Origin of the sequence: Thauera sp. JM12B12 (assembly GCF_039614725.1) — a bacterium.
Lineage (GTDB): Bacteria > Pseudomonadota > Gammaproteobacteria > Burkholderiales > Rhodocyclaceae > Thauera.
This window is the reverse complement of record NZ_CP154859.1, coordinates 2,189,367-2,211,006: the sequence shown is the minus strand read 5'-3', so window position 1 is coordinate 2,211,006 and position 21,640 is coordinate 2,189,367. Positions and strand designations below refer to the sequence as shown.

Below are 21,640 nucleotides of genomic sequence, written 5' to 3'. Positions count from 1 at the left end.
CGTGTGGTTGTCGTGTGATCGTCCCGATCGGCGCCAGCGTGCCCCGGACGGCAGCGGCGTGCTCAGATCGCACCGGCGGCTTTGAGCGCTGCGATGGCGTCATCGCCGTGGCCGAGCGCGCGCAGCACCGCCTCGTTGTGCTCGCCGGCGGCGGGCGGCGGACGGTCGAGGCTGAAGACGTAGTCGCTCATCTTCACCGGGAAGGCGAAGTAGGGCGCGCTGCCGCCATCGGGCAGCGGCGTGTCCACCGTCATGCCGCGTGCGCGGGTCAAGGGATGGTCGAGCACCTCGTCGATGCGCAGCACCGGGCTCACGCAGGCGTCCACGCCGGCGAGCACCGCGGTCCATTCCGCCAGGCTGCGCGCCTTGATGATGTCCGCGACCTGGGCCTTGACTGCGGCGCCGGCCTTGCCCGCCGCCCAGCCACTCTTGCTCAGCTCGGGACAACCGGCGGCCGTGCAGAAGGCCTGCCAGAACTTGGGCTCCAGTGCCCCGACCGCCAGATGGCGGCCATCGGCGGTCTCGTAGGTGCCGTAACAGGGCAGCCCGCCCGACAAGGTGTCGTGGCCGGCGGGCACCGGCTGCTTCCAGCTGTGCAGGCTGGCGAGCGGTTGCACGTTGAGCGCCATCGCGCAGTCGGTCATCGACACGTCGATGAAGCGGCCCTGGCCGCTGCGCTGCGCGTCGAACAGCGCGGCGAGGATCGCCATCGCCGCCGACAGCGCGCCACCGGCCAGATCGGCGATCGGGAAGTTGCCCGGATGCGGCGTGCCACCGGGCGCTGCGCTCTGCTCGAGGATGCCGGCGTAGCTCTGGTAGTTGATGTCGTGGCCGCCGAGTTCAGCAAGCGGGCCGTCCTGGCCGTAGCCGCTGATCGCGCAATACACCAGCTTCGGGTTGATCGCCTTGAGGTCGTCATAGCCGATGCCGAGCCGACTCATCACGCCGGGGCGGAAGCCCTCGACGACGATGTCGGCGTCCTTGGCCAGCGCATGGATGAGCTCGCGGGCGCCGGGCGCGCGCAGGTTGATCGCCAGCGAGCGCTTGTTGCGGTTCACCGCGAGAAAGAAGTGCGAGATCGGCGTGCCGGCCGGGCCACGCGCGGCTTCGCCGCCGGGCGGCTCGATCTTGATCACGTCCGCGCCCATGTCGGCCAGATGCAGGGTGCACATCGGCCCGGGCAGCAGCTGGGTGAAGTCGAGCACCTTCACGCCACTCAGAGGTTTGCTTGCCATCGTCTTGTCTCCTGCTTGAGGGGCTTCAGCTGCGTTCGAGGTCGCGGAACGGGACCTTGCGGTCGCTGCGGATCTCGCCGGGCAGGCCGAGCACGCGCTCGGCGATCACGTTCTTCAGGATCTCGTCGGTGCCACCGCCCATGCGCGCGCCGGGCGAACCCAGCCACAGCCGCTGCATGTAGCGCCAGTCCCCGCCCAGGGCCTCGTGGCCGATCATGCCCTCGGGGCCGGCGAGTTCGAGCGCGAAGGCCGCGATGTCCTGCATCGCCTTGCCGGCGACCAGCTTGGTGATCGACATCTCGGGGCCGGGCGCCTTGCCCTTGGAAATCGCGGTGAGGCCGCGGGCGATGACGAGCTCGACGCCTTTCTGCTGCAGGTAGGCGTCGGCGATGTGGGCGCGCACGCGGTCGTCCTCGATCGCCGGACGCTCATCCCACGCGCACTTCTGCGCCAGCGCGATGAGATGCTCGTGCAGGTCGGTGGGCAGGTTGCCGCCGACCGACAGGCGCTCCTGCATCAGGGTGCTCAGCATCACCTTCCAGCCGCCGCATTCGGGGCCGAGGCGGTACGCGTCGGGGATGCGCACGTCGGTGAAGAAGACCTCGTTGAATTCCGAGTCGCCCGACATCTGGTGGATCGGGCGGACCTCGACGCCGGGGGCCTTCATGTCGACGATGAACATCGTCAGGCCTTCCTGCTTGGGCTTGTCCCAGTCGCTGCGCGTGAGCAGGATGCCGTAGTCGCAGAAGTGGGCGCCCGAGGTCCATACCTTCTGGCCGTTGACGATCCAGTCGTCGCCGTCGCGCACCGCGCGCGTGCGCACGCCGCCGGTGTCCGAGCCGGCGCCGGGCTCGGAGAAGAGCTGGCACCAGATCTCCCCGCCGGCAAGGCCGGGGCGCAGGAAGCGGGCCTTGAGCTCGGGCGCGGCCCAGGTCATCACCGTGGGCAGGCCCATGCCGATGCTGATCTCGAAGATCATGCCCGGCACCACGAAGGCGGCTTCCTCCTGCTGGTAGATCACCTGCTGCATGGCGGTGCCGCCGCGGCCGCCGGCCGCCTTCGGCCAGGTGATGGCGGCATAGCCGGCAGCGGCCTTCTTGGCCTGCCAGGCCTTGGCGGCGGCGAGCCGCGCGGCGTCGTTCAGGCCTTCGCCAAAGACCTCGTCGGGGCGGCTGCGTTTCTGGCCGTTGGCTTCCAGCCAGGCGCGCACTTCGGCGCGGAAGGCGGCTTCTTCGGGGGTGTCTCTGAAGTCCATGTGGGCGTGTTCCGCTTACGCGGCCTCCTTGATGAGTTCGTCCGCCAGGCGTGCGCGCCAGGCGTGTTCGCTGCCGATGAGCTGGCCGAGGTGGCGGGCGCGGCGGTAGTGGAGATGGCAGTCCATCTCCCAGGTGAAGCCGATGCCGCCGTGCAGCTCGATGCCTTCCTCGGCGGCGACCACATAGGCGCGGGTGGCGGCCACACGCGCGGCGGCGGCGGCCCTGGGCAGCTCGGGCGCGTCGGAGGACAGCGCCCAGGCGCCGTAGTAGGCGTGCACCCGGGCGAGCTCGATCGCGGTGTAGATCTCGGCCATCTTGTGCTTGAGGGCCTGGAAGCTGCCGATCTGGCGGCCGAAGGCCTTGCGCTCGAGCGAGTAGTCGCGCGTCGCCTCCAGGATGCGGGCGGCGCCGCCCACCTGCTCGAAGGCGAGCAGTACCGCGGCGCCGTCGAGCACGCGGGCGGCGACGGTGGCAGCATTGGTGGCAGCGTCGGCGGCCGGCAGGCGCTCGGCAGGCGTGCGATCGAAGTGGAGCGCGGTGAGCGGGCGGGTGGGGTCGAGCGTGGGCACGGGCGTGCGGCTCACACCGGTGCCGGCGAGGTCGACCAGCACCAGCTCGTCGGCCACCCGCAGCACCGCCAGCCCGGCGATACCGCCGTCGACCAGCGCCGGGCTGGTGCCGGTGAGGGTCGTGCCGTCGAAGGCGAGCGGGGCCGGGGCGCGATAGCGCTCGCGGCTGCCGAGCGCGGCGGTGGCGACGAGCTCGCCGCTGGCGATCTTCGGCAGCCAGTGCTGCTTCTGCGCCTCGCTGCCGGCGCGCAAGATGGCCTCGGCTGCCAGATAGAAGCTGGACGAGAGGGGCACGGCGGCAAGGTGGCGGCCGGCTTCCTCGGCAACCAGGCACAGTTCCAGGTAGCCCAGTCCGGCGCCGCCGTATTGCTCGGGGATGGCGGCAGCGGCCGCCCCCATCTCGATCAGGTTGCGCCAGACGGCTTCGGAATGGCTCGCCCGGCCCTCGAGCACCTCGCGCACCGCCTGCGAGGTGCTGGTGTCGGCGAGCATGGTGCGCACTGCGTCCTGCAGCAGGCGCTGATCGTCGGAAAAATCGAAGTTCACGCTTTACTCCTTGGCAAGCCGCCGCCGGCTCCCTGGAGAGGCGGCGGCGGATGCGGGTTTCGTGGGGTGGGGCCGGTCAGCGCACGGCGGCCGGCGGGAGGACCCGGTTCGCGCCGTAGAAGCGCTGTCCGCGGGCCGCCATGTCACGCAGCAGCTGCGGTGCGGCGTACTGCGCGCCGTAGCGCGCGGCCAGGCGGTCGCACTCGGCCACCACCTTGTCGAGCCCGATCGTGTCCATCATCGAGAACGGGCCGCCGAGGTAGGCCGGGAAGCCGACGCCGAGGATGGAGCCCACGTCGCCGTCGGCGGGGTCGATCACCACGCCCTCGGCCATCGCCTTGGCGGCATCGACGAGCTGGGCGTAGAGCATGCGCGCCTTCACCTCCTCGACGCTGGGCTGCTCGGCGAGCGGCGGGAACAGTTCGGCGAGGCCGGACCACAGCTTCTTGCTGCCGTCCGCGGCGTACTCGAAGAAGCCCTTGCCGTTCTTGCGGCCGTGGCGGCCGAGCTCGCCGACGAGCTTTTCCACCAACTTGAAGGTGGGCGTCGGCTTGAAGGCCTCGCCCTCGTCCTTCTTGCGCTGCTGGCTGGCGTGGTAGGCGGTATCGAGACCAATCTCGTCGGACACGGTGAGCGGGCCGACCGGGATGCCGGCCATCTTCGCCGCGTTCTCGATCAGCGCCGGATTCACGCCCTCGGTGACCATCGCCAGGCTCTCGTTGATGTAGGCGCCGATGAAGCGGCTGGTGAAGAAGCCCGGACCGTCATTGACCACGATCGGCGTCTTCTTCATCGCCTGCACCAGGTCGAGCGCGCGTGCCAGCGTCGCGGGCGAGGTCTTGCGGCCACGGATGACCTCGACCAGCGGCATGCGCTCCACCGGCGAGAAGAAGTGCATGCCGATGAAGTTCTCGGGGTGGGCGCCGGCTTCGGCGAGTTCGCTGATCGGCAGGCCGGAGGTGTTGGAGGCGATCACCGCGTGCGGCGGCAGCACCGCGTCGAGCTTGCGCGTGATCTCGGCCTTGAGGCCGCGGTCCTCGAACACCGCCTCCACCACCAGCTCGACGTCGGCCAGGCCGGCGTACTCGGTGGTGGGGTGGATGCGGGCGAGGATGGCGTCGGCCTTGTCCTGCGTCATGCGGCTCTTGGCGATGTCCTTCTCGAGCCGCTTGCTGGAGTACGCCTTGCCCTTGTCGGCGGCGGCCTGGTCGCGGTCGATCAGCACCGTCTCGATGCCGAGCTTGGCGCAGTGGTAGGCGATGCCCGCGCCCATCAGGCCGGCGCCGACCACGCCGATCTTGCGGAAAGTCGTCTTCGGCACGCCCTCGGGGCGGTGCATCAGCTTGTCCGCCTTGCCCTTGTTGATGAAGAGCGTGCGGATCATGTTGCGCGACACCGGGTCGAGCTGGAGCAGGGTGAAGTACTTGGCCTCGACCTCGAGCGCCTTGTCCATCGGCAGCTGCGGGCCCTCGTACAGGCAGGACAGGATGGCCTTGGGTGCCGGCAGGTTGTGGAAGGTCTTGGCCTGCAGCATGGCGTTGCTGACCACGAGCATCTGCGCGACCGCGGGGGCGGACGGGCCGGCGCCGCCGGGCACCTTGAAACCCTTCTTGTCCCAGGGCTGCACCGGGTCGCCTTGCTCGACGAGCCAGCGCTTCGCCTCGGCGAGCAGCTCGCCGGCAGGCACGACCTTGTGCACCAGCCCCATCTTCAGCGCCTTCTCGGCGGACAGGGCCTGGCCTTCCATCACCACCGGCATCGCCGCCTGGATGCCGATCAGGCGCGATACGCGCTGGGTGCCGCCGCCGCCGGGCAGCAGGCCGACCTGCACTTCGGGCAGGCCGAGCTGGATGCCGCGGGCGTCGGACACCACGCGGTAGTGGCAGGCGAGCGCGATCTCGGTGCCGCCGCCCAGCGCCGTGCCGTTGATGGCGCAGGCCACCGGCTTGCCGCAGGTCTCCATGCTGCGCAGCAGCTTCGACAGCGAGGCGTTCATCTTCAGGCGCTCGGCCACCGGGATTTCGTCCGCCTTGTCGAGGTTGGCTTCCATCTCCTTGAGGTCGGCGCCGGCGGCGAACACCGGCTTGCCCGAAGTGAAGATGGCGCCCTTGATGGCGTTGTCGGTGGCGAGGCGCTCGATCGCGGCCTCGATCTCGGCCATGAACTTCGTGTCCATGGTGTTCATCGCGCTGTCGCTGCGATCGAAGAGCAGGGTGGCGATGCCGTCGGCGTCCACCGTGATGTGGATGACTTCAGTCATGTCGGTCGATTCCTTGATGTGGTCCGGTGGCGCTCAGACGAGCTCGATGATGGTGGCGGTGCCCATGCCGGCGGCCTCGCACAGCGTGACCAGGCCGGTGCCGACCTGGCGGCGCTCCATCTCGTCGAGCAGGGTGCCGAGGATCATGGCGCCGGTGGCGCCCAGCGGATGGCCCATGGCGATGGCGCCGCCGTTGACGTTGATGCGGTCGTGGGGGACCTTGAGGCGCTCCATCAGGCACAGCACGACCGAGGAGAAGGCTTCGTTGAGCTCCCACAGGCCGATGTCGGAGGCGGTCATGCCGGCCTTCTTCAGCGCCTTCTGCGCGGCGTAGCTGGGGGCGTCGAGCATCAGCGTCGGCTCGGAACCGACGGTGGCGACCGAGCGGATGCGCGCGCGCGGCTTGAGGCCGGCGCGCTTGCCGGCTTCGGCATTGCCCACCAGCACCGCGGCGGCGCCATCGACGATGCCCGAGCTGTTGCCGGCGTGGTGCATGTGGGTGATGGCTTCGAGCTGCGGGTACTTGAGCAGCGCGACGCCGTCGAAGCCGTACTGCGTGCCCATGTCGAGGAAGGCGGGCTTGAGCGCGGCGAGTGATTCCAGCGTGGTCTCGGGGCGGATTGCCTCGTCCTTCGCCAGCACCGGCAGGCCGAGCACGTCCTTGACCGGCACCACCGAGCGGTCGAACCAGCCGTTCGCCCAGGCCTGGGCGGCACGGCGCTGGCTCTCCACCGCATAGGCGTCGCACTGTTCGCGGGTGAAGCCATGCAGCGAGGCGAGCAGGTCGGCACTGACGCCCTGCATGGTGAAAACCATCTTGAAGGCGACCTGCGGGTCGAGCGCCATGGCGCCGCCGTCGCTGCCCATCGGCACGCGCGACATGCTCTCCACACCACCGCCGATCGCCATGTCGACCTGGCCCGAGCCCACCTTGGCGGCGGCAAAGTTCACCGCCTCCAGGCCCGAGCCGCAGTAGCGGTTGAGCTGCATGCCGGGCACGCCGTGGTCGAATCCGGCCACCAGCGCGGCGACGCGGGCGATGTTGCCGCCCTGTTCGCCCACCGGCACCACGCAGCCGAGGAGCACGTCCTCGATCAGCCGGCTGTCGAGCTGGTTGCGGTCGCGCACCGCCTGCAGCATCTGCGCGGCGAGTTGAACGGGGGTGATCTCGGCGAGCGCGCCGTCGGCCTTGCCCTTGCCGCGCGGGCTGCGCACATGGTCGTAGATGAAGACGTCGGTCATGACTGTCCTTGGGTGATTGCAATGATCGGGACCGCCCGTCGTGCTGCGGACATGGGCCGCAGAACGGTGCCGGGGCGCCATTGGGCGGCTTGGCAAGGGCAATCCTAGGGGAAGCGCGGCGCACCCGAGAAAAGATGAGCAGTAAACCGAACGGCGTCGGTTTATGATGTCTATCTCGCTGAAAAGAAAACTGTTTTTTGCATTGCACGAAACCGAACAAAATCCGGTTTTGCGCGTGCTCCGAGCGCGCCGGCACGAGGGCCGGCAGGAGGTCGAATGGACAAGGCAACACCCAAGGACGCCCCCGCTTCACGCCGGGGCAAGGCCCGCGCCGCGGGCAGGGCGGGCACACGCGAGCCGCGCGCGGCCGAGCCGGCGCGCGCCCAGCCCACGCAGGCGCGCGCGCGATTCACGCTCGAGGCGATCGTCGGCGCGGCGGACGAGCTCCTGCGCACGCAAGGCGTCGAGGCCGTCACCACGCGCAACGTGGCCGCGCGCGCCGGCGTCTCGGTGGGGGCGCTGTACCAGTACTTCCCGAACAAGGAAGCGATCCTGATCGAGATCAGCAAGCGGATCATGGACGAGGCCTCGGTGGCAGCCTCGCCCGAGCTCTTCCGCCTGCACCGGCAGTCGCTGGACGAGCTGCTGCAGGCGCTGTTCCACCGCACGGTGCACACCGAGAAGCGGCTGTTCTCACTCGGCAAGGACTTCTATCGGCGCTATGCCCGCCAGATGCAGTTCGGTCGCGCGCAGGGGCTCGGGCGCGGGGACTGCACCTCCGAGCAGTTGGTCGCCAACATGGCACGCCTGCTGCACCAGCACGCGGACGCGGTCGGCGAGGCCGACACCGAGCTCGCGGCCTTCATGCTCGTGCGCGGCATGCGCATCCTGCTCGCCACGCTGGTCGAGGAGCGCCCCGAGCTGCTCGATTCGCCCTCGCTGGTACCAATGCTGGTGCGTATCGCCCGCGCGATGACCGATGCCAGGCTGGAGGAGGGGGCGGGGCACGACGGTGGCGTTACCGCCAGCCCCTGATGGTCATTTGCGCGCGCTGGACAGCACCCTGCGCGCTGGAGCCAGGTCACTCCGCCGTGAGTGGGCGGCCCAGCTGGTGCTTCCCCTCGATCGTCGTGCGGTTGATGACGCGACGCACGCCGGGCTTGGTACCGGTCGCGCAGTGCATCGCCCGCCAGTTGTCCCAGAGCACCATGTCGCCCTGACGCCATGGGTGGTAGTAGATGAACTCCGGCTTCTTCGTGTGGGCCACCAGCCGTTCCAGCAGTTCGATGGATTCGTCATTCGAGATGCCGAAGCGCTGTGGCGTGATGACGCGATCCAGGAACTGCTCGACGATGTTCAGAACCTTGCGCCCACTGACCGGATGGGTGAGCACCGCGGGGTACACCGCGTCCGGGAAGTCGGGGAACTTCATGTCCGAAGGCTTCCTTGGGCTGAACGGGCCCGGTTCGTAGCCCTCGAGGTCCACGAATCGCATGTGGCGGCGCTGCATGCTGAAGCTGTAGGCAACCTCGAGCTTGGCGAGCAGGGCCTTCGTGTCCTCGTCCAGTGCGTCGTAGGCCTTGGCCAGATCGCCGAATCCAGTCAGTCCGTCTTCCTTCGCGACCTCGACGGCGGTGAGCACGGCGCCGTGATTCGGACAGCCGGTGTAGTGGAGATCGATATGCCAGTCGAGACGACCGACGATGGTCTCGCCCTTGTAGCTCGCGGTGACGTACTTGTCCTTGTCGCTGTTGTTGATGAGCTCGAACAGCTCGGGGTGCTTCTCCGAACGCGTCGCCTTGAGGGGATGCAGGGCCAGCGTGCCGAAGATGCGGCTGAAACGGATCTGGCTGTCGGGCGTGATGTCCTGACCGCGGAACAGCAGGATGCCGTGTTCGTACCACAGCGATTTGAGTTCCTCCTGGAGTTCGGGGCTGTAAGGTTCATTGATGTCGAAGCCGGAAACTTCGACGCCAACGTTTTCGAGGGGTTTTGTGATCAGTGCCATGGCCTTGCCTGTGCGGAGTCGTGGGCTGTCATTCCAGGATGGACGGGTCGGCGCGGAGCTCGCGGCGCGCCATGGCTTCCCAGCAGAACGGGAAACCGTTTGCGTCGGTGATGCTCAGGCGTTCGACGACCTCGTCAGGCAAGCCGGGCGCACCGCCGGCCAGCTTTACCTCGTAGGCGCGCTTACAGCGCCATTCGAGCGTGATCACCCTCAGGTGCGCCTGCCTCAGATCCTTGCCCACCACGAGGGCGCCGTGATTTGCGAGCAGCGCCCACTTCGCGTCGCCCAGTGCCATGGCGGCTGACTGGCTCAGGTCGGTCTTCTCGAAGGTTCCTGCATATTCGTCGTACAGCGGCAGATGCACGCCGCAGTAGGCGCCGGCCTGGTCATGCACCGGGGGGACCTGCTTCAGGTTCGCCCAGATGCCGCTCCAGTGAGCATGGTTGTGGATGACCACGTTGATCTCGGGGCGGAGCTTGTGGAGCTGCAGGTGCAGACCGATGGCGGGCGTCGTGTTCCACTGGCTGTCGAGGACCTTGCCGTCTTCGTCGATCGTCACGATGTCGCTGGCGCGCAGCTCGTCCCAGGCGAGCCCCCAGGGGTTCGTGAGCACGGTGCCGTCGGGCTGACGCACCGTGATGTGCCCGGCGATATGTTCGTTCCAGCCCTCGCGGCTGAGCATGCGGCACATCAGCGCAAGCTGCGCCTTCGGACTCAAGGGGGGAAGCAGTGGGCGCTCGCCCGGGTTGACGGCGAACTTCTCGAATAACAGGCGGTTCACGCCATCGGTTTTCAGCATTCGGGGTCTCCTTGTTGGGCTGTTTGGCCTCGCTCAATGTTAAGGAGACGGTGTCCGGCTGCTCTGGCCGAAGCGGACGGGAAACTGTCCGAAGCGGCCATGATGAAGTGGCATGGCTATACTTCCTCCGGCCTGTGAATGGCACCAGGCGTGCCGAGCGCTTCCTCTGGCGTGTACGCATGGGCCGCGGCGTGAGCGGTGGCGACCCGATCGGCTGATGGCCGTTAAGGACAGGTATTGGCCCGCTGTGTCCTGTTGCCTTCACAGGACTCGGCAGATGATGCGCGTTCCCTTGCCCACCGCGGCCATTCACGAGTTCATGATCATGCGACTAGCCCTGAATCTTGATGCACCCGGTATCGTCCAGCTGCTGCGGGAGAACGCTCCGGAGCTGGAGATCGTCCATTCGAGCGCGCCGCCTGCGCAGCTGCAGGAGGTCGAGGTGCTGCTGACGCCCGCCGCCGGCGCCTCGAACCCGTCCGAGCTGCTCTCGGCATGTCCCCGCCTCGAGTGAATCCACATCCTGGGCACGGGCGTAGACGATTTCCCGCTCGAGCTCGTCGGCGATCAGCGGGTCACCTGTTCGCGGGGGGCCACTGCGTCACCGATTGCCGAGTGGGTGATGGCAATGATTCTGTGCTTTGAAAAGAAGCTGCCCGACAGCTGGATCGTCGAACCGCCGCAGAGCTGGTATGTGGCGAACCTGGGCGGCCTCGAGGGCAAGACGCTGGGGCTGCTCGGGTTCGGCGCCATCGGGCAGGCCGTCGCACGTCGTGCGCTGGCGTTCGACATGCGCGTCCTTGCCAAGGTGCGCCAGCATCGGGAAAGCCCGGTGCCCGGGGTGGAGTTCATCGAGAGCCTCGACCACCTCCTGCCCCAGGTCGATCATCTCGTGCTCGCGTTGCCCGCCACCGCGGAGAGCAGTGGCCTGATCGGCAAGGCCCAGCTGCTGCAGACCAAACCCGGCGTCCATCTGATCAACGTGGCGCGCGCGAGCTTGCTTGACCAGGCGGCGCTGCGGCCGTTTCTGGACAGCGGGCACGTGGCCGCCGCATCGCTCGATGTGGTCGAGCCCGAGCCCTTGCCTGCCGGCCATTGGCTTTACGCGCATCCGCGCGTGCGCCTGAGCCCGCATATCTCGTGGAGCTCGGTCGGCATCGTGAGCAGGATGCTGGGCGTCTTCCTCAGGAATGTCAGGGCCTATCGGCAGGGCGCGCCCCTGGAGGGCCTCGTGAATCGCAGCGCAGGGTATTAGGTCGGTCCGCCGGGGAGGGCGTCATGATTTCGATGAGTTATCTGGCCTGGGTCTGCGAGTTCATGAAGTCCTATGAGGTCGGCAGGGCGCAGCTTCTGCTCGGGACAGGTCTCGAGGACAGCGATCCGGCCGACCTCGCCGGCGAAATGACCGACGCGCAGCATCTGCTGCTCGTCCGCAACGCCATGCGACTCAGCGGCGACCCCGGCCTGGGCCTGGCGATGGGTTTCAATCGTCACATCTCCACCTTGCAGAGCTACGGATTCGCCATCATGTGCTGCGAGACCTACGGCGAGGCGATCCGGGTCGGCTGTGAATATCAGGGCACGCTCGGTCGCTTCAGTGGCCGCTTTCTCCAGCTGTCCATGCACCAGGAGGGCAGCGAGGCGGTCATGGATATCGAGACCCGGGCGGGCCTGGGCGAGCTGACGACCTTTGCCGTCGAAGAGATGCTGGGCAGCATTGTCGCGAGCACCCACTGGGTGACCGGCAAGGTGCTCCCGCTTCGGGAGATCCGCTGCGCGTATCCGCCCCCGGCCTACCAGGATGCCTACGCGCGGTATTTTTCCTGCCCGGTCCGCTTCAATGCACCCCGCACTCAGGTGCGCTTTGATGCCGCGTTCCTCCACACGCGCCTTCCGATGGCGAACGCCAGCGCCGCGCGTGTTCACCTCGAGCACTGCAAGCGGCGGGCGGACGATGTCGACGGCGTCCAGGATGGCCTGGTCGCCAGGATCCGTACCCAGATCGTCGGCGCCGTCGCGACCGGTCTTGGCCTGGAAGCGTGCGCGAACAGCCTGGCGATCAGTCCGCGGACCTTGCGGCGCAAACTGCAGCAGCGAGGGCTCACCTATCAGGCGCTGGTCAATGACGTACGCCTTGGGCTCGCCTGCAGCCATCTCGAGAAGACGGATCTTCCGGTGGAGGTGATTGCAGAGCGTGTCGGGTTCAAGGAGCCGACGAGCTTTTCCCGCGCCTTCAGGCGCAGCTTCGGGTGTTCGCCGCGGAGCTTCAGGCAGAACAGGTGAGCCGGGAGCCCAGGGGGCGGCAGGCTGAAGTGACGATAAAGAAGAGGGCGCCGACGGCATCGTCGGCGCCCTCTTCACGTGCGGGGACGGGTCAGGAACGCTGGGGCTGAACCGCGGCGGCGGGTTCGGCGCTGCGCATCATGCCGGTGTGCGGGGCTTTCCCGCCCGGCGCGGCCCGCTGCTCGACGTCGGCCGGCTTCTCCCGTCCGATGCCCAGCCAACACGCCAGGGCCGGCAGCAGGAAGATCGCGCCGAGCACGTTCACCAGGAACATGAAGGCGAGCAGGATGCCCATGTCGGCCTGGAATTTCAGCGCCGAGAACGCCCAGGTGCCGACCCCGATCGACATCGTCACCGCGGTGAACACCGCCGCGGTGCCGCGCTGGCGCATGGCCTCGTAGAAGGCTTCGCGCAGGCCGTAGCCATGCTCGGCCATCTCGTGCTGCAGGCGCTCGTAGATGTAGATGCCGTAGTCGACGCCCACGCCGACGCCGAGCGCGATCACCGGCAGCGTGGCCACCTTGAGGCCGATGCCGAGCAGCGCCATCAGCGCGTTGCACATGATCGTCACCAGCATCAGCGGCACGATCACGCACAGCACCGCGCGCCAGGAGCGGAAGGTGAGCCAGCACAGCAGCGAGATCGACGCGAAGATCGAGGCCAGCATCTGCACCTCGGCCTTCTCCACCGCCTCGTTGGTGGCGATGGCGACGCCCGCGTTGCCGCCGGCGAGGCGGAAGGTGGCGTTGGCGGTCTTGTCGGCAGCGATGAACTTCTGCACCTCGTCGACCACGTGCTTGAGCGTCGGCCCCTGGTGGTCGGTGAGGTAGATGGCGATGTGGATCGTCTTGCAGCCGTGCGAGTTGAGGCCGTTCTCGGGGTTGGCGGCGCGGCCGCCGGTACGCAGGGCGGCCTCGCTGCGCTGCAGCGCAGCCCAGCGCGGGTTGGCCTCGTTGTTGCCGGACGCGTAGAGCTTGGCGAGGCTGGCCACGCTGCTCACTGACTGCACGCCGTCGACACCGCGCATGTGGAAGTCGAAGCGCTCCACCGCGTTCATGACTTCCCAGTTCAGGCAGGCCTCCTTGAGGTTCTCGGTCTCCACATACACCGACAGCACGTCCATGCCGATGGAGTAGTTGCTGATGATCCTGTCGTTGTCCTTGTTGTAGCGCGAGTCGGCGTGGAGTTCGGGCACGCCGCTGCCGATGTCGCCGGTGAGAAGCTGGCGCGAGTAGTAGGTGGCGGCACCGAGCAGCACCAGCATCACGGCGAAGGTCACCAGCGCCGGGCGGGGCTCGGACAGCGCCGAGACCTTCCACCAGGTCGGGTGCTTGGACTTGTTGTCCACCGGCTGGTCGAGCGCCATGCGCTCGAGGTGCAGGTGCGACAGGATGATCGGCATGAACATCTTGTTGGTCATGATCATCAGGGCGACGCCGAGGCAGGCAGTGAGGCCCAGCTCATGCACGATCGGGATGTCGATCACCATGATGACGAGGAAGCCGAGCGCATTGGCGAGCAGGGCCATGATCCCGGGGATGGCGAGCTTGCGGAACGCGCCTTCCGCGGCCTCCATGGAGGTTTCGCCCGACAGCACGTCCTGCTTCCAGGCGTTGGTCATCTGCACCGCGTGGGAGACGCCGATGGAGAAGATCAGGAAGGGCACCAGCACCGACATCGGGTCGATCCCGTAGCCGATCAGGGGCAGGATGCCGAGCAGCCAGATCACCGGCAGCAGCGCCACCGCGATCGCCAGCACGGTGAGCTTGAGCGAGCGCGAATACAGCCACAGCAGCAGGGAGGTGATGACGAAGGCGACGAGGAAGAACATCACCACGGTGAACAGGCCTTCCATCACGTCGCCCATCACCTTGGCGAAACCGACGATCTGGATGTCGATGTTCTCGCTGGCGAACTGGGCGCGAATGGCCTCGAGCTTGCGGGCGACCTCGGCGTAGTCGAGCCGTTCGCCGGTCTCCGGGCTGATCTCGAGCAGGTCGGCCTGGACGAGTGCCGACTTGAGGTCGTTGGCGACCAGGCGGCCGACGACGCCGGCCTTGGCGACGTTGGCGCGCACCTGGTTGAGGCCGGCCTCGGTGGTCTCGAAGCGCGCCGGGATGACCACGTCGCCGTTGAAGCCCTGCTCGGTGACCTCGATATAGCGTACGTTGGGGGTGAAGATCGAGCGCACGCTGGCGCGGTTGACGCCTGGCGTGAAGAAGACCTCGTCATTCACCTTGCGCAGGATGGGCAGGAATTCGGCGTTGTAGATGTCGCCTTCGCCCTTCCACTCGACGCTCACCAGGATGCGGTTGGCGCCGGAGAAGGTCCCGGAGTGCTCCAGGAAGGCGGCCATGTACTCGTGCTTGAGCGGAATGAGCTTGTTGAAGCCCGGGTCGAGGCGGGTGTTCAGCGCCGAATAGCCGAGTCCGACCGTCAGCAGCATGAAGAACAGCCCAAGCGGCTTGCGCCACTTGATCAACATGCGGGCCATGACGGCCACGACGGCGTCGGTCCGGGTGATGGTGTGGGCTTGCGTCATCATGCGGCTCCATCTTTCTGGGTGGTGTTGGCGGCGGTCGGGGCGCGCAGCTGAAGGCCACCGTCGCTCGAGAGCATCCAGCGCCCATCGCCGGAAACCAGGATGTCGGTCAGGCTGGCGCGCCCTTCGCGACGGGCGATGGTGAGCGTCCTGCCGTCGTCCTTGCTCGACAGCACGATTCCGCCCTGGCCGACCAGCAGCAGTTCGCCATCGGGGAGCAGGGCGTGGCCGTAGAGCGAGATGGGCGCGGGTACGGCGGACGCGGTCCATGAGAGCCCGCCGTCGGCGCTAGTGAAGACGTTGCCGCGCATGCCATAGCTGACCCAGTGCGTTCCGCCCAGATGGACCGCGCCATACAGCGAGCCGTCATAGAAGGGTTCGATCACCTGCCACGTCTGCCCGCCATCCGCCGAGCGCAGCGCGGTGCCCGCCTCGCCCACGATCAGCCACTGCTGGCCATCGGCGGAGGACGCGATGTCGTTGAGGTGCCAGTCACTGAGATCGGGCAGGGGATCGGCCTGCCAGCTCTTGCCGTCGTCGGTGGAGCGGAGCACGCGACCGAAGGCGCCGACGGCAAGCCAGTCGCCGCTGGGCAGCTGGCGTGCCGACATCAGCGGCTCGCCATTGGCTTCGTCGAAATGCGCCTCCTGCCAGCTCAGGCCGCCGTCCTCGGTGCGCAGGATCCAGCCTTCATGCCCGAGGGCGATGCCGCGCTGAGGGTCGGCGAAGACGATGCGGGTGATGAGGGCCTGGCGGTCCTGCGACAGGGTCGCCTTCTTCCACGTCTGCCCGTCGTCGGACGAGACGAGGATGGACCCGAGCTCGCCGGCGACGACGATGCCCGCCTTGCTGCGCTCGATGGTGGTGAGCTGCATGCGGTCGACCGGGATGCGTGTCTCCTGCAGCGGCGGCACATGCCGGGGTGAGAACGAATAAATGCTGGCGGCCGTGACGATCAATGCCATGGCCATGCCGACGGGGGCGAGCATGGGCGTCTCCTGTGTGTTTCGGGATGCCGACCGGCGAGGTGCAGCAAGGTCCGGCCATTATTGGCGCTTGGCGCGGGGGGGCATCGTCCAAAAGGGTTACGGTGCGCTCATGATGCAGACGCCCGCCGCGACCCCGGGCCCGGCACCCGGAAATTGCTGCAGGTGCGTGCAGCAAAAGGGAAAGAAGCTATATCGGTCAGCCATTTACGTTAGTCCATTCAGACGATGATGGCCGGCGTGCGGTGTGGAACATTGCGTCCATCGCAGCACGGATTTCACCCGAAAAACGCCTTGGTTGGCGATCACGGAGGTCATGGAGATGGGCGCAATGGACAAGGATCAGGTTCTCGGCATTCTGGCCGAAGATTACATGACGCCGGAGGCGGTCGAGCTGGTGGCTCGCGCCAGGGCGATGGCCCCGCGGCTGGCTGAGCGTGCACGCGCTGCCGAGGCCGCCGGGATGGTGCCGGTCGAGACCGTGCAGGAGATGAAGGAAGCGGGCCTGTTCCGCGTGCTGCAGCCCAAGCGCTTCGGCGGCTACGAGCTCGACCCGCGCGTGTTCTACCGCGTGCAGATGGCACTTGCCGAGGGCTGCATGTCCACCGCCTGGATCTACGGCGTGATCGGCGTGCATAACTGGCAGCTGCCGCTGTTTCCCGAGCAGGCGCAGCTGGACGTCTGGGCCAAGGACACCGGCGTGCTGATCGCCTCGACCTACATGCCCACCGGCAAGGCCGAGGCGGTGGAGGGCGGCTATCGCTTCTCCGGGCGCTGGGGCTTCTCGAGCGGCGTGGAGCACTGCGAGTGGATCTTCCTCGGCGGCCTGCTGCCGAAGAAGGACGGCTCGGGCGTGCTGGAGCACACCACCTTCCTGCTGCCGAAGTCGGACTTCCGCATCGAGAAGAACTGGGACGTGCTCGGCCTGCGCGCCACCGGCAGCCATGACATCGTGGTCGACGGCTGCTTCGTGCCCGAGCACCGCACGCACCGCACCAACGACCACAGCGACGCCGGCTGCCCCGGCCGCCAGACCAACCCGGGCTGGGTGTACAAGATCCCCTTCACCCAGGTGTTCCAGCGTGCGGTGTCGTCGGCCTGCATCGGCGCGCTCGATGGCGCCATCGCCCACTTCCGCGAGCGCGCGGCGGCCCACGTCGGCAAGCACGGCGCCAAGACCGCCGAGGACGTCAATGCGCAGCAAGCGGTGTCGGAGGCGATGATGACCACCGACCAGCTCAAGCTGGTGCTGTTCCGCAACTACGCCCGCATCGTCGAGTGCGCCCGCACCGGCGAGCGCATGCCGGTGGAAGAGCGCCTGCTGCAGCGCGCCCAGGCCTCGCAGGTGCCCAAGCAATGCGCGACCGCGGCCAGCGAGCTGATGCGTGCGTGCGCAGCATCGGGCACCTACAAGAGCAACCCGATCGAGCGCGTGTTCCGCGACATTCACCAGGCGCGCGGCCACATCGCCAACAACACCGACGCGTACGCACGCGCGTACGGCGCGGTCATGCTCGGCCTGCCCAACGCCGATCCGTACATCTGACCGACTGGCCGCCCAGGGAGAGCCGCGCACGATGACAACCCAGCGCTACCACGCCCTCAAGGTGAGGGCGGTGACCGAGGAGACGCACGACGCCAGGTCGGTCGTGTTCGAGGTGCCGCCCGAGCTGGCCGAGACCTTCAAGTACCGCCCCGGCCAGTTCCTGACCCTGCGCCTGCCGGTGCTGGGGCGTCATCTGCCGCGCTGCTATTCGATGTCGAGCGCACCGACGCTCGATGCGCACCTGCGGGTGACGGTGAAGCGGGTGAAGGATGGTCGCGGCTCGAACTGGGTATGCGACCACGTGCGCGCCGGCGACACGCTCGAGGTCATGGCGCCGGCGGGGGTGTTCACACCCGCCTCGCTGCAGGGTGACTTCCTGCTGTGCGCGGGCGGCAGCGGCATCACGCCGGTGTTCTCCATCCTTCGCTCGGCGCTCGCGCATGGCCAGGGGCGGATCCGGCTGCTGTACGCCAACCGCGACGAGCGCTCGGTGATCTTCCGTGACGAGCTCAACGCGCTCGCCGCGGCGCACCCGGCCCGGCTGCAGGTCATCCACTGGCTCGATTCGGTGCAGGGCGTGCCCTCGGTCGCGCAGCTGGCCGAGCTTGCCCGGCCGTGGGCGCAGGCGCAGGCCTTCATCTGCGGCCCCGGCCTGTTCATGGACGCCATGGTGTCGGCGCTGGAGAAGGCAGGCATGCCGGGCGAGCAGGTCCACGTCGAGCGCTTCGTGTCGCTCCCCGACGAGGAGGACGTCGCCGCCATCAATGCCGCGGCGCCCGCGCCGGCCGCGACGGTCGAGCGCGCCACCGTCGAGATGGAGCTCGACGGCGAGCTCTACACGCTCGAGGTCGGCGGCACCGAGACCCTGCTCGATGCCGCGCTCAAGGCCGGCATCAACGCGCCGCATTCCTGCCAGGCCGGCATGTGCGCCTCGTGCATGTGCCAGGTCGTCGAGGGCGAGGTCCATCTGCGCCACAACGAAGTGCTCGACGCCAAGGACCTCGCCAAGCGCTGGACGCTGAGCTGCCAGGCGCTTCCCACCACCGAGCGCGTCAAGGTCCGCTTCCCGGGCTAATCCGCACGGGTTCGCATGCCGGCCCCCTGGAGGGTCGGCGGTGCCTCCCTGCGCCAATTCTCGTCGCGTAGTCCGAATGGTCGATGCTCCGTGCATGTCACGCGGGCAGCTTCCGTAGTGCCCGTGCGCGCTGCGTCGCGGGCTGCAGTTTCCATCCGGAACAAAACTCTAAGAAAGGAGCAAGGGTATGAGACTTTCGACACCTGTCCGCGAGGGGGCGGGTCCGCTGCGGGGGCTGGCGTTTCGAGCGCTTCCGCTCGCGATTGCCCTCATCGGCAGTGGCGCCCACGCGGCGGAGACCATTTACCTGGGCGAGGACACCACGCTCGACTCGTCGTTGACGCTTTCCTACACGGCGTCGGCGCGCACGTCACGGCCGTCCGGCGAATACCTCAACGACCTCAACAGCGATGATGCGACGCGCAACTTCAAGCGCGGTGCGCTGGTTAACAACCGCGCCAGTGCCCTGGGCGAGCTTCGTCTGAAGCACGACAACGTCGGCGCCATGTTGCGCGGCAACATCTTCTATGACGCGGTCTATCGCAGCAGCAATGACAACGACTCACCGACGACGGTCAACAAGATCGGTCCCGCGAACGAGTTCGTCGCCAAGACCCGCGAGCGCAGCGGCCAGGACGCCCAGCTTCTGGATGCCTTCGTCTACGGCAACTGGGTCGTCGGCAACGACCAGTACCTGTCGCTGAAGCTTGGCCGTCACGTCGTGGCCTGGGGCGAGAGCCTGTTCTGGCCCAACATCAGCCAGGGCCAGTTGCCGGTGGATGCCACCAAGTTCAACGTGCCCGGCACCGAGGCGAAGGAGTCCTACCTCCCGGTCGGCCAGCTGTCGGCGACCCTGACGCTTACGGATGCGCTCAGCCTCACCGGCTATTACCAGTACAAATGGGAAGAGACCCGCCTCAATCCGGTTGGGGACTTCTTCGGCAGCGATTTCTTCGGACCGGGTGCGGAGTTCATGCGTCTGGCTCCGGGGGTGATCTCCAACCTTCCGGACAACAGCTTCCGGGTCGCGAACTTCGCCGGCGAGATCAAGCCCCGGGATTCCGGCCAGTGGGGTCTCGGTCTGCGCTATCAACTCAGCGACGCGCTCGAGATGGGGCTGTTCCATTATCGATACCACGATCGTGTCGGTGCGCTGTTGTTCGACTTCACCGGCACGACGAACTACTCCTCGTTCTCGCGCTTCGGTCGCGAGGCATCCCCGGGAAGCACGCCTTACTTCAAGCTCGGCTATTTCGACGACATCAAGCTGACCGGGATCAGCCTCAGCAGCAAGATCGGTGACTCCGTGCAATTCGGTGGCGACCTCAGCTATCGCGACGGTGCGCCCGTGTATCTGGACAACGGCGCGCCTGCCCGCGGCAGCTACCTGCAGGGCAACCTCAACGCAATCTATATCCTCGGTCCGAGCAAGCTTGCACACCAGACCACGCTGATGGGCGAAATCGTGCACCAGCGCATCACCGGCGTCGATGCCTTGACGGTCTCCGGCGGTCTGCCGGGCCAGAACGGCACCTTCTCCAACTACGAATACGACGGCCAGACCCGTGGCTCGACCGTGGTCGGCCTCGGCGCGATCTTCGATTACCCGAGCATCTTCAGCGGCTGGGACCTGAGCACGCGCGCGATCTGGACGCAGAACGTCCAGGGCAGCGCCTATTCGGGCATGGGGCGTGACGAGAAGCGGCTCACGCTGGGCGCCGACTTCAAGTACCTCGGGAACCTGTCTCTCGGCCTGACCTGGGTGAACTACCTCGGTTCGCCCAGTCTCGTGCATCAGCGCAACCTGGCCGACCGCGACTACGTTTCCTTCAATGCCAAATACACCTTCTGAGCCTCAGGAGTCGAACACGATGAATGGAAAGATCACTGGGCTGCTGTTCGCCGTCACCGCAGCGTCCCTGCTGCACGCGCCTGCGCTGCAGGCCAAGGCCACGGCCGAAGAGATCGCCCGCCTGGGCAAGGACCTGACCTGCGTCGGCGCCGAGCGCGCCGGCAATGCCGATGGCACGATTCCCGAGTGGAGCGGGAAGTGGCTGGGCAAGCCGCCGCACGTCGACTTCAAGGGTACGGGGGGCCATCCGGTCGACCCCTATCCTGAGGACAAGCCGCTGTTCGTGATCACTGCCGCGAACATGGCGCAGTACGCGAATCGTCTCTCCGACGGGCAGAAGGCGCTTTTCCAGAAGTATCCGGAGACCTTTCGCATGCCGGTCTATCAGAGCCGGCGCGACTTCCGCTTCCCGGATGCCGTCTGCGCGGTCACCCGCGAGAATGCCGAGAAGGCCGAGCTCGTAGACGAGGGCGAGGGCGTCATCGCGACGACCGGGGGCATCCTGTTCCCCTTTCCCAAGACCGGTCTCGAGCTGCTGTGGACCTCGTCGATCTTCACCTACCGTCCGTATACCGAGGAGCTGATCTCGGACAACGCCTATGTACTCGCGGACGGCAAGGTGAACTGGGGACGGGTGAAGTCGCGCAACTTCGCACCCCACCTCGAGCCGGGCAAGCGCACCAGCACCACCGAGGGTCGCCAGTCGTCCTTCTACCTGAACGAGACGCTGCTCCCCGAGCGCGACAAGGGTGAGATCAACACCGGCATGGAGTTCTGGAACCACAAGGCGGCGCCGCGCCAGAGCTGGCGTTACGACCCGGGCACGCGCCGTGTCCGGCAGTCGCCCGGCTACGGCTTCGACATGTCTTTCCCGGGTACCGGCGGATCGATCACGGTGGATGAGGTGCGCCTGTTCAACGGGACGCCCGAGCGCTTCGACTGGAAGATCGTCGGCAAGCGCGAGCTCTACATCCCCTACAACACCTACCGGCTGCACTCGCCGGACGTGAAGTACGAGGACCTCATCAAGCCCGGCCACGTCAATCCCGAGTTCATGCGCTACGAGCTGCATCGCGTGTGGGTTCTCGAGGGCAACCTCAAGGAAGGCTACCGTCACCTTTACGGCAAGCGCGTCATGTACATCGACGAGGACAGCTGGCTGATGAAGATGGCGGAGAACTACGACGCCCGCGGGGGCCTGTGGCGGACCTCGATGATGAACTACTTCTACGCCTATGAAGCCAACACCTGGCAGGCGGGCGTGGGCCTCTATCACGACCTGCAGACCGGGACCTACCTGGCCTTCAACCTGGTGAACGAGCAACGTGGCGGATACACGCTGAACACCGGCAAGCTGAGCGACAAGGACTTCGGTCCGGAAGCTGCGCGTCGGGCCGGTCTCTGATCCGGAGAGAAGCATCGGAAGGGCGGCAGGCTCGCA

At 67.3% G+C, this 21,640-nt stretch carries 17 protein-coding genes; 8 read left to right on the top strand and 9 right to left on the bottom strand.

The features are described from left to right. Nucleotides 1-62: 62 nt before the first annotated feature. From AAG895_RS09840 to AAG895_RS09820, 5 genes are all read right to left on the bottom strand, one after another. Nucleotides 63-1,235 (bottom strand): CoA transferase, encoded by a 1,173-nt coding sequence (locus AAG895_RS09840; RefSeq protein WP_345791841.1) that lies wholly within the window; start codon nucleotides 1,233-1,235, stop codon nucleotides 63-65. 25 nt (nucleotides 1,236-1,260) lie between these two features. Beyond that, on the bottom strand, nucleotides 1,261-2,490 hold the full coding sequence (locus tag AAG895_RS09835; RefSeq protein ID WP_345791840.1) for an acyl-CoA dehydrogenase family protein: 1,230 nt from the start codon (nucleotides 2,488-2,490) through the stop codon (nucleotides 1,261-1,263). Between the two features lie 15 nt (nucleotides 2,491-2,505). Beyond that, nucleotides 2,506-3,606: an acyl-CoA dehydrogenase family protein gene (locus tag AAG895_RS09830; RefSeq protein WP_345791839.1), complete on the bottom strand. Its 1,101-nt coding sequence runs from the start codon at nucleotides 3,604-3,606 to the stop codon at nucleotides 2,506-2,508. Between the two features lie 76 nt (nucleotides 3,607-3,682). Then, nucleotides 3,683-5,866, bottom strand: coding sequence for a 3-hydroxyacyl-CoA dehydrogenase NAD-binding domain-containing protein (locus AAG895_RS09825; RefSeq protein ID WP_345791838.1), 2,184 nt, complete (start codon nucleotides 5,864-5,866; stop codon nucleotides 3,683-3,685). Nucleotides 5,867-5,899: 33 nt separating this feature from the next. Further along, nucleotides 5,900-7,108: an acetyl-CoA C-acetyltransferase gene (locus AAG895_RS09820; RefSeq protein ID WP_345791837.1), complete on the bottom strand. Its 1,209-nt coding sequence runs from the start codon at nucleotides 7,106-7,108 to the stop codon at nucleotides 5,900-5,902. Nucleotides 7,109-7,384: 276 nt separating this feature from the next. Between AAG895_RS09820 and AAG895_RS09815 the strand changes: the two genes are divergently transcribed. Then, nucleotides 7,385-8,143 (top strand): TetR/AcrR family transcriptional regulator, encoded by a 759-nt coding sequence (locus tag AAG895_RS09815; protein WP_345791836.1) that lies wholly within the window; start codon nucleotides 7,385-7,387, stop codon nucleotides 8,141-8,143. Between the two features lie 46 nt (nucleotides 8,144-8,189). On the opposite strand, the gene AAG895_RS09810 is transcribed toward AAG895_RS09815, so the two are convergent. Next, nucleotides 8,190-9,116, bottom strand: coding sequence for a TauD/TfdA family dioxygenase (locus AAG895_RS09810; RefSeq protein ID WP_345791835.1), 927 nt, complete (start codon nucleotides 9,114-9,116; stop codon nucleotides 8,190-8,192). A 28-nt stretch (nucleotides 9,117-9,144) separates the two neighbouring features. After that, nucleotides 9,145-9,915 carry a class II aldolase/adducin family protein gene (locus AAG895_RS09805; protein ID WP_345791834.1) on the bottom strand — a complete coding sequence of 257 codons (771 nt, stop codon included), beginning with the start codon at nucleotides 9,913-9,915 and terminating at the stop codon, nucleotides 9,145-9,147. Between the two features lie 277 nt (nucleotides 9,916-10,192). Here AAG895_RS09805 and AAG895_RS09800 point away from each other — a divergent pair, with 277 nt between their 5' ends. The 3 genes from AAG895_RS09800 to AAG895_RS09790 all read left to right on the top strand — a co-directional run bounded on the left by AAG895_RS09800 (nucleotide 10,193) and on the right by AAG895_RS09790 (nucleotide 12,198). Further along, nucleotides 10,193-10,429, top strand: a complete 237-nt coding sequence (locus AAG895_RS09800) for a hypothetical protein (protein ID WP_345791833.1) — start codon at nucleotides 10,193-10,195, stop codon at nucleotides 10,427-10,429. Nucleotides 10,430-10,537: 108 nt separating this feature from the next. Beyond that, nucleotides 10,538-11,170, top strand: a complete 633-nt coding sequence (locus AAG895_RS09795) for an NAD(P)-dependent oxidoreductase (RefSeq protein WP_345791832.1) — start codon at nucleotides 10,538-10,540, stop codon at nucleotides 11,168-11,170. Nucleotides 11,171-11,193: 23 nt separating this feature from the next. Further along, entirely contained in the window at nucleotides 11,194-12,198 is a 1,005-nt protein-coding gene (locus tag AAG895_RS09790; RefSeq protein WP_345791831.1) for an AraC family transcriptional regulator, read from the top strand. A 91-nt stretch (nucleotides 12,199-12,289) separates the two neighbouring features. On the opposite strand, the gene AAG895_RS09785 is transcribed toward AAG895_RS09790, so the two are convergent. Continuing rightward, the gene (locus tag AAG895_RS09785) at nucleotides 12,290-14,743 is read right to left on the bottom strand and encodes an efflux RND transporter permease subunit (protein ID WP_345791830.1); all 2,454 of its coding nucleotides are present in this window, start codon (nucleotides 14,741-14,743) and stop codon (nucleotides 12,290-12,292) included. Further along, on the bottom strand, nucleotides 14,740-15,729 hold the full coding sequence (locus AAG895_RS09780) for a YCF48-related protein (protein ID WP_345791829.1): 990 nt from the start codon (nucleotides 15,727-15,729) through the stop codon (nucleotides 14,740-14,742). Before AAG895_RS09780 ends, AAG895_RS09785 begins: the two co-directional genes overlap by 4 nt. 328 nt (nucleotides 15,730-16,057) lie before the next feature. On the opposite strand from AAG895_RS09780, the gene AAG895_RS09775 reads away from it, so the two are divergent. The 4 genes from AAG895_RS09775 (at nucleotide 16,058) to AAG895_RS09760 (ending at nucleotide 21,604) form a co-directional block, all read left to right on the top strand. Continuing rightward, nucleotides 16,058-17,272 carry an acyl-CoA dehydrogenase family protein gene (locus AAG895_RS09775; RefSeq protein ID WP_345791828.1) on the top strand — a complete coding sequence of 405 codons (1,215 nt, stop codon included), beginning with the start codon at nucleotides 16,058-16,060 and terminating at the stop codon, nucleotides 17,270-17,272. 31 nt (nucleotides 17,273-17,303) lie between these two features. Next, the gene (locus AAG895_RS09770) at nucleotides 17,304-18,347 is read left to right on the top strand and encodes a ferredoxin--NADP reductase (protein ID WP_345791827.1); all 1,044 of its coding nucleotides are present in this window, start codon (nucleotides 17,304-17,306) and stop codon (nucleotides 18,345-18,347) included. 187 nt (nucleotides 18,348-18,534) lie between these two features. Continuing rightward, nucleotides 18,535-20,199: a DUF1302 family protein gene (locus AAG895_RS09765; RefSeq protein WP_345791826.1), complete on the top strand. Its 1,665-nt coding sequence runs from the start codon at nucleotides 18,535-18,537 to the stop codon at nucleotides 20,197-20,199. Between the two features lie 19 nt (nucleotides 20,200-20,218). Next, nucleotides 20,219-21,604 carry a DUF1329 domain-containing protein gene (locus tag AAG895_RS09760; protein ID WP_345791825.1) on the top strand — a complete coding sequence of 462 codons (1,386 nt, stop codon included), beginning with the start codon at nucleotides 20,219-20,221 and terminating at the stop codon, nucleotides 21,602-21,604. Nucleotides 21,605-21,640 lie beyond the last annotated feature (36 nt).

What these genes read in the sequence shown, in the direction of transcription:
- AAG895_RS09840 (WP_345791841.1), bottom strand. Translation starts at nt 1,235, where the DNA reads ATGGCAAGCAAACCTCTGAGTGGCGTGAAGGTGCTCGACTTCACCCAG.
- AAG895_RS09780 (WP_345791829.1), bottom strand. Translation starts at nt 15,729, where the DNA reads ATGCTCGCCCCCGTCGGCATGGCCATGGCATTGATCGTCACGGCCGCC.
- AAG895_RS09795 (WP_345791832.1), top strand. Translation starts at nt 10,538, where the DNA reads ATGGCAATGATTCTGTGCTTTGAAAAGAAGCTGCCCGACAGCTGGATC.
- AAG895_RS09775 (WP_345791828.1), top strand. Translation starts at nt 16,058, where the DNA reads ATGGACAAGGATCAGGTTCTCGGCATTCTGGCCGAAGATTACATGACG.
- AAG895_RS09800 (WP_345791833.1), top strand. Translation starts at nt 10,193, where the DNA reads ATGATGCGCGTTCCCTTGCCCACCGCGGCCATTCACGAGTTCATGATC.
- AAG895_RS09825 (WP_345791838.1), bottom strand. Translation starts at nt 5,866, where the DNA reads ATGACTGAAGTCATCCACATCACGGTGGACGCCGACGGCATCGCCACC.
- AAG895_RS09835 (WP_345791840.1), bottom strand. Translation starts at nt 2,490, where the DNA reads ATGGACTTCAGAGACACCCCCGAAGAAGCCGCCTTCCGCGCCGAAGTG.
- AAG895_RS09815 (WP_345791836.1), top strand. Translation starts at nt 7,385, where the DNA reads ATGGACAAGGCAACACCCAAGGACGCCCCCGCTTCACGCCGGGGCAAG.
- AAG895_RS09765 (WP_345791826.1), top strand. Translation starts at nt 18,535, where the DNA reads ATGAGACTTTCGACACCTGTCCGCGAGGGGGCGGGTCCGCTGCGGGGG.
- AAG895_RS09785 (WP_345791830.1), bottom strand. Translation starts at nt 14,743, where the DNA reads ATGATGACGCAAGCCCACACCATCACCCGGACCGACGCCGTCGTGGCC.
- AAG895_RS09790 (WP_345791831.1), top strand. Translation starts at nt 11,194, where the DNA reads ATGATTTCGATGAGTTATCTGGCCTGGGTCTGCGAGTTCATGAAGTCC.
- AAG895_RS09820 (WP_345791837.1), bottom strand. Translation starts at nt 7,108, where the DNA reads ATGACCGACGTCTTCATCTACGACCATGTGCGCAGCCCGCGCGGCAAG.
- AAG895_RS09770 (WP_345791827.1), top strand. Translation starts at nt 17,304, where the DNA reads ATGACAACCCAGCGCTACCACGCCCTCAAGGTGAGGGCGGTGACCGAG.
- AAG895_RS09810 (WP_345791835.1), bottom strand. Translation starts at nt 9,116, where the DNA reads ATGGCACTGATCACAAAACCCCTCGAAAACGTTGGCGTCGAAGTTTCC.
- AAG895_RS09760 (WP_345791825.1), top strand. Translation starts at nt 20,219, where the DNA reads ATGAATGGAAAGATCACTGGGCTGCTGTTCGCCGTCACCGCAGCGTCC.
- AAG895_RS09805 (WP_345791834.1), bottom strand. Translation starts at nt 9,915, where the DNA reads ATGCTGAAAACCGATGGCGTGAACCGCCTGTTATTCGAGAAGTTCGCC.